General features: G+C 62.9%; 13 protein-coding genes. 12 read left to right on the forward strand and 1 reads right to left on the reverse strand.

Annotated features, from left to right (window positions below; all coding sequences use genetic code 11):
- The first annotated feature begins 63 nt into the window (after nucleotides 1-63).
- The 7 genes from trpA (at nucleotide 64) to Q0S71_RS00820 (ending at nucleotide 8077) form a co-directional block, all read left to right on the forward strand.
- Nucleotides 64-861, forward strand: a complete 798-nt coding sequence (trpA, locus tag Q0S71_RS00790) for a tryptophan synthase subunit alpha (RefSeq protein ID WP_295990121.1) — start codon at nucleotides 64-66, stop codon at nucleotides 859-861.
- 582 nt (nucleotides 862-1443) lie between these two features.
- A complete protein-coding gene (gene accD, locus Q0S71_RS00795) occupies nucleotides 1444-2316 on the forward strand; it encodes an acetyl-CoA carboxylase, carboxyltransferase subunit beta (protein WP_295990122.1) in 873 nt (290 codons plus the stop codon).
- A gap of 78 nt (nucleotides 2317-2394) precedes the next feature.
- The gene (gene folC / locus Q0S71_RS00800) at nucleotides 2395-3696 is read left to right on the forward strand and encodes a bifunctional tetrahydrofolate synthase/dihydrofolate synthase (protein WP_295990123.1); all 1302 of its coding nucleotides are present in this window, start codon (nucleotides 2395-2397) and stop codon (nucleotides 3694-3696) included.
- A 22-nt stretch (nucleotides 3697-3718) separates the two neighbouring features.
- The gene (locus Q0S71_RS00805) at nucleotides 3719-4693 is read left to right on the forward strand and encodes an SPOR domain-containing protein (RefSeq protein WP_295990124.1); all 975 of its coding nucleotides are present in this window, start codon (nucleotides 3719-3721) and stop codon (nucleotides 4691-4693) included.
- A gap of 31 nt (nucleotides 4694-4724) precedes the next feature.
- On the forward strand, nucleotides 4725-5213 hold the full coding sequence (locus Q0S71_RS00810) for a CvpA family protein (RefSeq protein WP_295990125.1): 489 nt from the start codon (nucleotides 4725-4727) through the stop codon (nucleotides 5211-5213).
- Nucleotides 5214-5250: 37 nt separating this feature from the next.
- Nucleotides 5251-6774: an amidophosphoribosyltransferase gene (gene purF, locus Q0S71_RS00815; RefSeq protein ID WP_295990126.1), complete on the forward strand. Its 1524-nt coding sequence runs from the start codon at nucleotides 5251-5253 to the stop codon at nucleotides 6772-6774.
- 58 nt (nucleotides 6775-6832) lie between these two features.
- Nucleotides 6833-8077: a cystathionine gamma-synthase family protein gene (locus tag Q0S71_RS00820; protein WP_295990127.1), complete on the forward strand. Its 1245-nt coding sequence runs from the start codon at nucleotides 6833-6835 to the stop codon at nucleotides 8075-8077.
- A 145-nt stretch (nucleotides 8078-8222) separates the two neighbouring features.
- Here the strand turns inward: Q0S71_RS00820 and lexA are convergent, their stop codons facing one another.
- Complete coding sequence (gene lexA, locus Q0S71_RS00825; protein ID WP_295990128.1) at nucleotides 8223-8861, reverse strand: transcriptional repressor LexA; 639 nt, start codon at nucleotides 8859-8861, stop codon at nucleotides 8223-8225.
- A gap of 251 nt (nucleotides 8862-9112) precedes the next feature.
- Here lexA and rpsF point away from each other — a divergent pair, with 251 nt between their 5' ends.
- The 5 genes from rpsF to Q0S71_RS00850 all read left to right on the forward strand — a co-directional run.
- Nucleotides 9113-9505, forward strand: a complete 393-nt coding sequence (gene rpsF / locus Q0S71_RS00830) for a 30S ribosomal protein S6 (RefSeq protein WP_295990129.1) — start codon at nucleotides 9113-9115, stop codon at nucleotides 9503-9505.
- A 17-nt stretch (nucleotides 9506-9522) separates the two neighbouring features.
- Nucleotides 9523-9831, forward strand: a complete 309-nt coding sequence (priB, locus tag Q0S71_RS00835) for a primosomal replication protein N (RefSeq protein WP_295990132.1) — start codon at nucleotides 9523-9525, stop codon at nucleotides 9829-9831.
- A 15-nt stretch (nucleotides 9832-9846) separates the two neighbouring features.
- Entirely contained in the window at nucleotides 9847-10137 is a 291-nt protein-coding gene (gene rpsR / locus Q0S71_RS00840; RefSeq protein ID WP_028104935.1) for a 30S ribosomal protein S18, read from the forward strand.
- A 33-nt stretch (nucleotides 10138-10170) separates the two neighbouring features.
- The gene (gene rplI / locus Q0S71_RS00845; RefSeq protein ID WP_295990130.1) at nucleotides 10171-10623 is read left to right on the forward strand and encodes a 50S ribosomal protein L9; all 453 of its coding nucleotides are present in this window, start codon (nucleotides 10171-10173) and stop codon (nucleotides 10621-10623) included.
- Nucleotides 10624-10850: 227 nt separating this feature from the next.
- Nucleotides 10851-11832, forward strand: a 982-nt coding sequence (locus Q0S71_RS00850; protein ID WP_295990131.1) for a DnaB-like helicase C-terminal domain-containing protein, incomplete at its 3' end; no start/stop codon positions are given.

The following is an 11832-nucleotide window of genomic DNA, read 5'->3' on the forward strand; positions in this document are numbered from 1 at the left end:
TGGCCCGACCCCGACTTGGCGCAGCGGGCCGTTCAATGACCTTCCTAATCGAACGAGTATCCCATGTCCAGAATCGCTCCCACTTTCGCGGCCCTGAAAGCCGCCCATAAAACCGCCCTCGTCACCTTCATCACGGCCGGCGATCCGTCGCCCGCGCTGACGGTGCCGCTGATGCACGCCCTCGTCGCCGGCGGCGCCGACATCCTCGAACTGGGCGTGCCGTTTTCCGACCCGATGGCCGAAGGCCCGGTCATCCAGCGTGCCTGCGAACGGGCGCTGGCGCACGGCGTCGGCATCCGCGACGTGTTCGCCTACGTGGCCGAATTCCGCCGGACCAACCAGAGCACGCCGGTGGTGCTGATGGGCTACGCCAATCCCATCGAACGCATCGGCCCCGATCACTTCATCGCCGAGGCCAAAGCGGCCGGCGCCGACGGCGCCATCGTCGTCGATTATCCGCCCGAGGAGTGCGAGGACTTCGCCGCCGCCATGCGCGCCGCCGGGCTCGACATGATCTTCCTGCTGGCGCCGACCTCGACCGAGGAACGCATCGCCCAGGTGGCCAAGGTCGGCGGCGGCTTCAGCTATTACGTGTCGCTCAAGGGCGTGACCGGCGCCGGCAATATCGACACGGCGCAGGTGGCCGAGCGGCTGGGCGCGATCCGCCGCCACGTCAAGCTGCCGATCGGCGTCGGCTTCGGCATCCGCGACGGCGCCACCGCGCGCGCCGTGGCCGAGGTGGCCGACGCGGTCGTCATCGGCAGCCGCATCATCCAGGAAATCGAAAACTCGCCGCAGGACGGCGCCGTGGCCGCCGTGCACGCCTTCGTCGCCGGCATCCGCGGCGCGCTCGACGCGTAAGCCCTGCCGCCTTGGCCCCCACCTTGGCGCACCGCCTTGGCGTCCCTCAAACCACGACCGCTCACCTTGACGCATAGTCAGCCCCTGACTATGTTGAGGGAAGGGCGGCCGTGCGCTTTGAATGGGGCGAAAAGAAGACCCGGGCCAACTTCCGCAAGCATGGCGTCAGTTTAAAAGATCCCAGCACGTATTTTTCGACGACAACGCGACCCTGTTGCCTGATCTGGCGCCTTCCACGGACGAGGAGCGCTTCTACTTGATCGCTTATAGCAGGGCGTCTCAATTTCTAACGGTATGCCGAGCTGCTCACACTGCCATTTACGGTGCGGTTGGACGACGCGACGATAGCGTATTTTCAAGATTATTCGCGGGAAGTTGGCATGCCGTGGGAAAGTTTGCTCAGCCACTATTTACGGGCGTGCGCGTACAGCAAGCATAAATTGCCGTTCGAGCGACCTGCTAAATGATGGTGAAAATGATATGATGGTAGCGTGCTTTCGGCGTATGTCCACTTTGCAATGTTCGACAGGGGACGGATAAACGGCTACACTTCGCGCACTAGTTAGCTGCAAGGAGAAATTGATGAGTTGGTTGGAAAAGCTTCTGCCCCCCCGTATTCAGCGTTCCGACGCTGCCGCGCGCAAGACCATGCCGGAAGGCCTGTGGGTCAAATGTCCGGCTTGCGAAGCGGTGTTGTATCGCACCGATCTGGAATCGAACTTGCACGTTTGCCCCAAGTGCAACCATCACATGCGCATCCGTGCGCGCGAGCGCCTCGACAGCCTGCTCGACGCCGGCGGCCGTTATGAAATCGGCCAGGAAACCCTGCCGGTCGACACGCTCAAGTTCAAAGACAGCAAAAAATATCCCGACCGCCTCAAGCAGGCCATGGAAGCGACCGGCGAGACCGATGCGCTGATCGTCCTCGGCGGCGCCATCATGAGCCTGCCGGTGGTGGTGGCCTGTTTCGAGTTCGAATTCATGGGCGGCTCGATGGGCTCGGTCGTCGGCGAGCGCTTCGTGCGCGGCGCGCAAGTGGCGCTGGAGCAGAAGGTGCCCTTTATTTGCATCACCGCCACCGGCGGCGCCCGCATGCAGGAAGGCTTGCTGTCGCTGATGCAGATGGCCAAGACCACCGCCATGCTGACCAAGCTGTCCGAGAAGAAGCTGCCGTTCATCAGCGTGCTGACCGATCCGACCATGGGCGGCGTGTCGGCCTCGTTCGCCTTCCTGGGCGACGTCGTGATGGCCGAGCCGAAGGCGCTGATCGGCTTCGCCGGCCCGCGCGTGATCGAGAACACCGTGCGCGAAAAACTGCCGGAAGGCTTCCAGCGCTCCGAGTTCCTCATCACCAAGGGCGCCATCGACATGATCGTCGACCGCCGCAAGATGCGTGAAGAAATCGCCCGCCTGCTGGCGCTGTTGCAGAACCAGGCCGTCGAAGTCCTCGCCTAAAAAAATCCCTGCCCGACACGGCGGCGCGCAATCGGATATGATCCGCCTGCGCGCCGTTTTCCATTTCAGAATCCCATCATGACCAACCTGCCCACTACCTTGCCCGCCTGGCTTGCGCTGCTTGAATCGCGCCACGCGGAAACCGTCATCAACATGGGCCTGGACCGCGTGCGCGCCGTCAAGGACCGCCTGGCGCTGAGCTTCGCCTGCCCGGTCGTCATGGTGGCCGGCACCAACGGCAAGGGCTCGACCTGCGCCATGCTCGAATCGGTGCTGCTGCGCGCCGGCTATAAAGTCGGCCTCTACATCAAACCCCACTTCCTCGACTTCAACGAGCGCGCCCGCGTCAACGGCGAGCTGGCCAGCGACGCCGTGCTGGTGGCCGCCTTCAACGCCGTCGAGGCCGTGCGCGGCGATACCGTGCTGACGTATTTCGAATTCACCACGCTGGCCATCATGCACTTGCTGGCCGGCGCCGGCATGGATGTCGTGATCCTGGAAGTGGGCCTGGGCGGCCGCCTCGACGCCGTCAACGTCATCGACGCCGACGTCGCCATCGTCACCAGCGTCGACATCGACCACACCGATTACCTGGGCGACACGCGCGAAAAGATAGGCTTTGAAAAGGCCGGCATTTTCCGCGCCGGCAAGACCGCCATTTGCAGCGACCCGGTGCCGCCGCAGTCGCTGATCGACCACGCCGAGGCCATCGGCGCCGACCTGTGGCTGATGGGCCGCGACTTCAATTATTCCGGCGACAAGCAGCAGTGGAATTACGGCGGCCGCAGCCAGCGCCGCAATTCCCTGGCCTATCCGAGCTTGCGCGGCGCCAACCAGATCCTCAACGCGGCGGCCGTGCTGGCCGCGCTCGAAGCGCTGCGGCTGCAATTGCCGGTCGGCGCCCAGGAAGTGCGCACCGGCCTCGTCACCGTCGAATTGCCGGGCCGCTTCCAGGTGCTGCCGGGCCGGCCGACCGTGATCCTCGACGTGGCCCACAATCCGCACGCGGCGGCCGCGCTGAACCAGAACCTCGGCAATATGGGCTTCCACCCCTATACCTACGCCGTGTTCGGTTCCATGCACGACAAGGATATCGACGGCGTGATCGCCGCCATGTCCGAGCACGTCGACCACTGGTGCTTGACGGACCTGCCGTCGCCGCGCGCGGCCAGCGCCTCGGAACTGGCGGCCAAAGTGCAAAATGCCCAGCCCGAATCGGTGTCGGATTCGGCCGAGCGCAGCGTAAATATATTCGCCGATCCGGCCCAGGCCTACGCGAATGCGGTCAGCCGGGCCGGAGAGAATGATAGAATTGTGGTCTTTGGATCTTTCCTGACCGTCGCCGGCGTCATGGCGGCCCGAAAATCCTCACTCCATTGAACGCACTCGACTGAAATCACGCATGGGCTTGTTCTCGAAACTCGGTAAAAACAAGCAAGACGCCGCAGGGCAGGACAGCGGCTATTATTCCCGCGATGATACTGCCGCCGTCGAACGGGCGCGCTCCAAGCGGGCGTCGTCGGCCGATGGCGAGGCCCGTCCGCGCGGCCGCGCCAGCCGCGAAGACAACGATCCGGTCTTGCCGGAAAAAAAACGCGCGCGCCGCCGCCTGGTCGGCGCCATCGCTCTGGCCTTGCTGGTGGCCGTCGGCTTGCCGATGCTGCTAGATTCCGAGCCCAAGCCGCTGTCGACCGACATCGATATCCGCATTCCATCGAAGGACAAGGCGCCCGAGCCTGCGGCACAGTCCGCCGCCAGCACCGCAGCGGCGCCGGTCGCCGCCAGCGCCGCGCTCGACGGCGGTGAGGAAATCGTCGCCGAGCCGTCCAAACTGAGCAAGCCGGTGCCCGCGCCCAAAGCCGCCGTGGTGGTGGCCGCGCCGCCGGCCGTGGCCGAACTGAAATTACCCGCCGAGCCGCTCAAGCCGAAAGACATCGTCAAACCCGAGCCCAAAGTGGCCAAGGTCGAACACAAGCCGGACCCCAAGCCGGAGGCGAAGGCCGACATCAAGCCGGAGGCCAAGGCGGAAGCCAAGCTGGCCGAGGCCAAGCCGGTCGCCGTCAAGCCCGCCGCCAAGGACGACGGCGCGCAATCGTCCGACGATGCCGCGCGCGCCCTGGCCATCCTCGAAGGCAAGCCGGTCAAGCCGGCCGAGGCGGCGCAGAAAATCGTCTATCAGGTCGCGGCCCTGGCCACGCAGGACAAGGCCGACGAGCTGCTGGCCAAATTGAAGGGCGCCGGCATCAAGTCGTTCACGCACAAGAGCGCGTCCGACGAGCTGATCCGCGTGCGCATCGGCCCCTTCGCCAGCAAGGAAGAGGCCGCCCAAGCCCACGCCAAGCTGGCCAAGCTGGGCCTGAGCGGCAATCCGGTCTGATGCGCCGCCGCTTGAAGCAGGTTGAAGCGAAGTGACACTATTCGATTATCTGGTGATCTTTGTGCTGATCGCCTCGGTGGTCATCAGCACCATGCGCGGCGTGGTCAAGGAAATATTATCGCTGGCGAGCTGGGTGGTGGCCTTCGTCGTCGCCAACGCCTACAGCGCCGCGCTGGCCAAAATGCTGCCGGCCATGGTGCCGGGCGACGTGCTGCGGCTGATACTGGCCTTTATTGCATTATTCCTCGGCGTGCGAATATTGATGGGGCTGTTGACCCTGGCGCTGGACGCCTTGATTAAAGCCGGCGGCCTCAGCCTGGCCGACCGTGGCCTCGGCGGCTTGTTCGGCCTCGGCCGTGGCCTTGTAATTGTGCTGGCCGCCGTCATATTGTGCGGGATGACGTCGGTTCCCCAACAAGCTTTCTGGCGCAACGCGCTGCTTAGCCCGCTCGCCGAAACCGGTGCGCGCACCGTGAAACCTTTTCTGCCTGCCGCCCTCGCGCAGCACGTGCAATTTTGAATTCTTTAAATCCGTAATACCAGTCTAGGAGCACACCATGTGTGGCATCGTCGGCGTCGTTTCCCATCAACCTGTCAATCAATTGCTGTACGACGCGCTGCTGCTGTTGCAGCACCGCGGCCAGGATGCGGCGGGGATCGCGACCAATCACAGCAGTATGTTTTCCATGCACAAGGCCAACGGCCTGGTGCGTGACGTTTTCCGCACCCGCAATATGCGTACGCTGCAAGGCAACTCGGGCATCGGCCACTGCCGCTATCCGACGGCCGGCTCGTCGAGCGAAGAGGAAGCGCAGCCGTTCTACGTCAACGCCCCGTTCGGCATCACGCTGGCCCACAACGGCAACCTGACCAACTGGGAACAGCTCAAAGAAGAGATGTTCAAGAACGACCGCCGCCACATCAACACCGATTCCGATTCGGAAGTGCTGTTGAACGTGCTGGCCCACGAAATCCAGAAGGCCACCACCGGCATCATGATCGACGCCGACACCATCTTTGAAGCCGTGACCGTGCTGCACCGCCGCGTGCGCGGCGGCTACGCGGCCGTGGCCCAGATCGCCGGCGTCGGCCTGCTGGCCTTCCGCGACCCCTTCGGCATCCGTCCGCTGTGCCTGGGCATCAACGAAACCGAGCTGGGCCCCGAGTACCTGATCGCCTCCGAATCGGTGGCGCTCGAAGGCATGGGCTTCCGCTTCGTGCGCGACATCGCGCCGGGCGAAGCGGTCTTCATCGACGCCGACAAAAAACTGCACAGCCGCCAGTGCGCCGACAACCCCTCGCTCAACCCCTGCCTGTTCGAGTTCGTCTACCTGGCCCGTCCCGACTCCGTCATCGACGGCGCCTCGGTCTACGCCACCCGCCTGAAAATGGGCGAGTACCTGGCCGAGAAGATCAAGCGCCAGTTCAAGGACGGCGAGATCGACGTCGTCATGCCCATCCCCGATTCCTCGCGTCCGGCCGCCATCCAGCTGGCGCTGGCGCTGAACATCGAGTACCGCGAAGGCTTCATCAAGAACCGCTACATCGGCCGCACCTTCATCATGCCGGGCCAGGCCGCGCGCAAGAAATCGGTGCGCCAGAAGCTGAACGCCATCGCCTCCGAGTTCAAGGACAAGGTCGTGCTGCTGGTCGACGACTCCATCGTGCGCGGCACCACCAGCCGCGAAATCGTGCAGATGGCGCGCGAAGCGGGCGCCAAGAAAGTCATCTTCGCGTCGGCCGCGCCGCCGGTGATCTTCCCCAACGTGTACGGCATCGACATGCCGACGCGCGACGAGCTGATCGCCTACGGCCGCACCACCGAGGAAGTGTGCCGCGAAATCACGGCCGACGCGCTGGTGTACCAGGATATCGAGTCGCTCAAGCGCGCGGTGTCGGACGTCAATCCGGCGCTGACCAATTTCGAGGCCTCGTGCTTCGACGGCATCTACATCACCGGCGACGTGTCGCAAGACTACCTCGACAAGATCGAATACGCGCGCCACAATCCGAAGGCGCCCGGCCCGGAAGACGCCGGCCGCTCGCAGCTCAATCTGAATCTGGCCACCACCGAAGGGTGATGACCGACCCGGCGCCGCCACTGGCCGCGCCGGTTTTTTTTTGCTTTCCACGGCTATCATGAACGATAAAAAAAACTACGGCTTCACGACCACCATTTTGCATAGCGACCGCCGCAAGGGCATCGAGCACGGCTCGCTGCACAAGCCCATGCACACCTCGGTCGCCTTCGGCTACAGCGACGCGCGCCAGCTGGCGTCCGTGTTCCAGGGCAAGGAGCCGGGCTTCCGCTACGGCCGCCAGGGCAACCCGACCGTCTCGGCGCTGGAAGAGAAGGTCAACCAGATGGAGCAGGGCGTCGGCACGCTGTGCTTCGCCACCGGCATGGGCGCGATCGGCGCCGTGTTCCAGTCGCTGCTGCGCGCGGGCAGCCACGTCGTGTCGTCGGCCTATTTGTTCGGCAACACCAACAGCCTGTGGCAGACCGCCGCCGGGCAGGGCATCGACGTGGCGTTCGTCGACGCCACCGACGTCGCCCACGTGGCCGCCGCCATCACGCCGCAGACCCGCATCGTGTTCGTCGAAACCATCGCCAATCCGCGCACGCAGGTGGCCGATTTGAAGCGGATCGGCGAGCTGTGCAAGGAACGCGGCCTGCTCTACATCGTCGACAACACGATGACGTCGCCCTATCTGTTCCGGCCCAAGCTTGTCGGCGCCGGCCTCGTCATCAACGCCCTGACCAAGTCCATCGGCGGCCACGGCAACGCGCTCGGCGGCAGCCTGACCGACACCGGCGCCTACGACTGGACGCGCTATCCCCACATCGCCGACAACTATAAGAAAGCCGCGCCGGCGCAGTGGGGCCTGGCGCAGATCCGCGCCAAGGGCTTGCGCGATTTCGGCGCGTCGCTGGGGCCGGAGGCGGCGCACCACATCGCCGTCGGCGCCGAGACGCTGGCGCTGCGCACGGTGCGCACCAACAGCAACGCGCTGGCGCTGGCGCGCCTGCTGGAAGCGGACGAGCGCGTCGCGGCGGTCCACTATCCGGGCTTGGCCTCGCATCCGCAGCACGCCATTTCGAGCGAACTGTTCCGCAGCTTCGGCTTTTTGCTGAGTTTTGAGTTGAAGGAGGGCATAGACTGCTTCGACTTCCTGAACCGGCTGACGGTGGCCATCCCGGCCAGCAACCTGGGCGACAACCGCACGCTGATTATTCCCGTCGCCCACACCATCTTTTACGAGATGGGCGCCGAGCGGCGCGCGTCGATGGGCATCGCCGAGTCGCTGATACGGGTCTCGGTCGGCATCGAAGACGAGGATGATTTGCTGGACGACTTCGCCACCGCGCTGGAAGGCTGCTAAGTGTAGCGGCGAGCCGCCGCATCGCACGGTCGCGGAGATGGCCCGTGCGGCAAAAAAGGGTCAGACCACGGTTTCGAATGCATCCCTCGAAACCGTGGTCTGACCCTTATGTCCGCGGCGCGGCGCCGCCGGCTTCACACCACCGTCAATGCCAGCTGCGCATCAGGCCGACGGCCAGGCCTTCGAGCGCGAACTCGTCGGCTTCCGGGTCGACCTTGATGATCTTGAAGTCCGGGTTTTCCGGCAGCAGTTCGATCAGCGATCCGGTCTTGCGGTAGCGCTTGACGGTGACGTCGTTGCCGATCCGCGCCACGACGATCTGGCCGTTCTTGGCGCTGTCGACTTTTTTCACGGCCAGCAAGTCGCCGTCCATGATGCCGGCGTCGCGCATCGATTCGCCGCGCACCTTCAGCAGGTAATCGGGCTTGGTCGAGAACAGCGCCGGGTCGACGCTGTAACTCGTTTCCAGGTTTTCCTGCGCCAGCATCGGCGAGCCGGCGGCCACGCGGCCGATCAGCGGCAGCGAAATCATCAGCGACGCCGGGATCTTCGACGCGGACGGTTCGGCGTGCACGCCCAGCAGGCGGATGCCGCGCGAGGTGCCGGCCGCGATTTCGATCGCGCCCTTGCGCGCCAGCGCCTGCAAGTGCTCCTCGGCCGCGTTGGCCGATTTGAAGCCGAGCTCGTTGGCGATTTCCGCGCGCGTCGGCGGGAAGCCGGTGTTTTCGATGGCGTCCTTGATCAGATTGAGAATTTGTTCTTGCCGTGCGGTGAGCTTGATCATGGGTGCGGGTGCCAAGGTTAGGGGCTGTGTATATAGACAGTCTGTATTTTTGTACAGTATGCGCTTGAATGCAAGGGTATTTCTTGCTTTGGCCGAAATAATGTGAAAAATATCGCCGCCTGCCGCACCCGGCCGCGCCGCGCCCTCCCTTTACCTTGCCTAAAAAAGCTGCTATAGTAGCCGGCTTACCTCTTCCCACACCTGTCTTGACGCCAGGGTGGGCTATTTTCACAGTCCTTAAGGGAGTCTACATGCGTCACTATGAAATAGTATTTATCGTCCATCCGGACCAGAGCGAGCAAGTGCCCGCCATGATCGAACGTTACAAAGCCAGCGTCACGACGCGCGGCGGTTCGGTTCACCGTGTTGAAGATTGGGGCCGCCGTCAAATGGCTTACTCGATCCAGAAACTGGCCAAAGCACACTACATCTGCCTGAACATCGAATGCGACAACGAGACCCTGGTCGAGCTGGAAACTGCATTCAAATTCAATGATGCCGTGTTGCGTCACCTGACCGTTAAAATGAAGAAAGCGGAAACCGCTCCTTCGCCGATGATGAAGTCGGTACAACGTGAAGATGCAGCGAAATCCCATCGTGCTGAAGCTCCAGCGGCCGCAGTCGCCGCTCCTGCGGCTGCCTGATTGAGCGGGAATCCGAGCTGAACGAACTCCACTTTATCGCCCTCATCGCCGAACGGGACGCCTTGCGCTACACCCCGGCCGGCATGCCGATTGTGAATGCAGTATTGCAGCACAGTTCGCAGCAGATGGAGGCGGGCATCGCCCGCTTGAGCGAGTTTGAAGTGTCCGCGGTCGCCGCAGGCGAAATTTCAGGCCGTTTCAGTCAGGCGCCGCTCGGTGGCGTATATCAGTTCACCGGATTTCTGAACAAGAAGACCCGCAATAGCAAAAGCCTGGTGTTTCACATCATTGATTTTAGTGCTGTCTCTGACAGTGCCCCCATTTAGATACAGGAGCCTCACATGGCATTCGGTAAAAAGTTCGACAAAAACAAGCTCAAGCTGAAAGAAAAGCGCAAGCAACAGAATCCTTTGTTCAAGCGTAAGAAATTCTGCCGCTTCACCGCTGCTCACGTGGAACAGGTCGACTACAAAGACGTCGACACGCTCAAAGATTTCGTCCAGGAAAACGGCAAGATCATGCCAGCACGTCTGACCGGTACCAAGGCGCACTATCAGCGTCAAGTGGACACCGCCATCAAGCGCGCTCGCTACCTCGCGCTGCTGCCTTACACCGATCTGCACCACGCTTAATCGCGTCGTCTAGATAAGATCCTGGAGAGAACTATGCAAATCATTCTGTTAGAAAAAGTCGTCAACCTGGGCAACCTGGGTGAAGTCGTTAAAGTTAAAGACGGTTACGCACGTAACTTCCTGATTCCGCAAAAAATGGCTCGCCGCGCGACCCAGACCGCTATTGCCGAATTCGAAGTCAAGCGCGCCGAACTGGAAAAAGCTGCCGCGGCCAAGCTGGCCGTATCGCAAGCCCAAGGCGAGAAACTGAACGGCATGACCGTGACCGTTTCGCAAAAAGCTGGCGTCGATGGCCGTTTGTTCGGTTCCGTCACCAACTTCGACATCGCTGAAGCGTTGACCAAAGCTGGTTTCGCTGTCGAGAAATCGGCTGTGCGCATGCCTACCGGCCCGCTGAAAACCACCGGTGAGCATCCTGTCACCGTGGCACTGCACACCGACGTCGTCGTCGAAGTGACCGTTGCCGTCGTGGGCGAAGCTGCCTAAATCCAAGGCGGGCAACTTGCCCGCCGACGATGCCGCATCCAAAAAAGCCGGGCTTGCCCGGCTTTTTTATCGCCTGTGTTTCGTCCTAAACACAGCGGGCCTAAAACGCCGCGACAGTGTCCGACCCCGGTCTTGAGCCTGATTTCCGCGCGGCGGATATATCCTCGCGGCCATCTTTTTTCTCCCCAAATTTTTGCCCGACCGCCTAAGCAGGTATAATTCGCGCCATGAACGCCCCCTCCGATCCGCAAGTCGATTCACTCCGCATTCCGCCGCACTCTATCGAAGCAGAACAGTCCGTCATCGGCGGCTTGCTGCGCGATAACGCGGCGTTCGACCGCATCGCCGACTTCATGCACTCGGATGACTTCTACCGCTATGACCACCGCATCATCTTCGAACAGATCATCAAACTGATCAACGCTTCGCGCCCGGCCGACGTCATCACCGTGTTCGAAGCGCTGACCTCGCTGGGCAAGGCGGACGACGTCGGCGGCCTCGCGTATCTGAACGCGATGGCGCAGAACACGCCGTCGGCCGCCAACATCCGGCGCTACGCCGAGATCGTGCGCGACCGCGGCATCTTGCGTAAACTCATCACCGTGGCCGACGAGATTTCCGGCCAGGCCTTCAGCCCGCAGGGCAAGGAAGTCAAGCAGATGCTCGACGAGGCCGAGTCCAAGATCTTCGCCATCGCCGAACAGGGTTCGCGCGGCACCCAGGGCTGGGTCGCCGTGCAGCCGCTGCTGACCCAGGTGGTCGAGCGGATCGACGAACTCTACAGCCGCGAAAACCAGAGCGAAATCACCGGCGTGCCGACCGGCTTCATCGACCTCGACCGCATGACCTCGGGCTTGCAGGCCGGCGACCTGGTCATCGTGGCCGGCCGTCCATCGATGGGCAAGACCGCGTTTTCCGTCAACATCGGCGAGAACGTCGCCATCGAGGCCGGCTTGCCGGTGGCGATTTTTTCCATGGAGATGGGCGGCACCCAGCTGGCGATGCGTATGCTGGGCTCGGTCGGCCAGCTCGACCAGCACCGCTTGCGCACCGGCCGCCTCAACGACGAGGATTGGCCGCGCTTGACGCACGCCATCCAGAAAATGAACGACGCCCAGCTGTTCATCGACGAAACCCCGGCCCTGAACCCGATCGAGCTGCGCGCGCGCGCGCGCCGGCTGTCGCGCCAGTGCGGCAAGCTGGGCCTGA

The organism is Rugamonas sp., from assembly GCF_025354735.1.
In the GTDB taxonomy this organism is placed as follows: Bacteria; Pseudomonadota; Gammaproteobacteria; order Burkholderiales; family Burkholderiaceae_D; genus Rugamonas.

What these genes read in the sequence shown, in the direction of transcription:
- trpA (WP_295990121.1), top strand. Translation starts at nt 64, where the DNA reads ATGTCCAGAATCGCTCCCACTTTCGCGGCCCTGAAAGCCGCCCATAAA.
- accD (WP_295990122.1), top strand. Translation starts at nt 1,444, where the DNA reads ATGAGTTGGTTGGAAAAGCTTCTGCCCCCCCGTATTCAGCGTTCCGAC.
- folC (WP_295990123.1), top strand. Translation starts at nt 2,395, where the DNA reads ATGACCAACCTGCCCACTACCTTGCCCGCCTGGCTTGCGCTGCTTGAA.
- Q0S71_RS00805 (WP_295990124.1), top strand. Translation starts at nt 3,719, where the DNA reads ATGGGCTTGTTCTCGAAACTCGGTAAAAACAAGCAAGACGCCGCAGGG.
- purF (WP_295990126.1), top strand. Translation starts at nt 5,251, where the DNA reads ATGTGTGGCATCGTCGGCGTCGTTTCCCATCAACCTGTCAATCAATTG.
- Q0S71_RS00820 (WP_295990127.1), top strand. Translation starts at nt 6,833, where the DNA reads ATGAACGATAAAAAAAACTACGGCTTCACGACCACCATTTTGCATAGC.
- lexA (WP_295990128.1), bottom strand. Translation starts at nt 8,861, where the DNA reads ATGATCAAGCTCACCGCACGGCAAGAACAAATTCTCAATCTGATCAAG.
- rpsF (WP_295990129.1), top strand. Translation starts at nt 9,113, where the DNA reads ATGCGTCACTATGAAATAGTATTTATCGTCCATCCGGACCAGAGCGAG.
- rpsR (WP_028104935.1), top strand. Translation starts at nt 9,847, where the DNA reads ATGGCATTCGGTAAAAAGTTCGACAAAAACAAGCTCAAGCTGAAAGAA.
- rplI (WP_295990130.1), top strand. Translation starts at nt 10,171, where the DNA reads ATGCAAATCATTCTGTTAGAAAAAGTCGTCAACCTGGGCAACCTGGGT.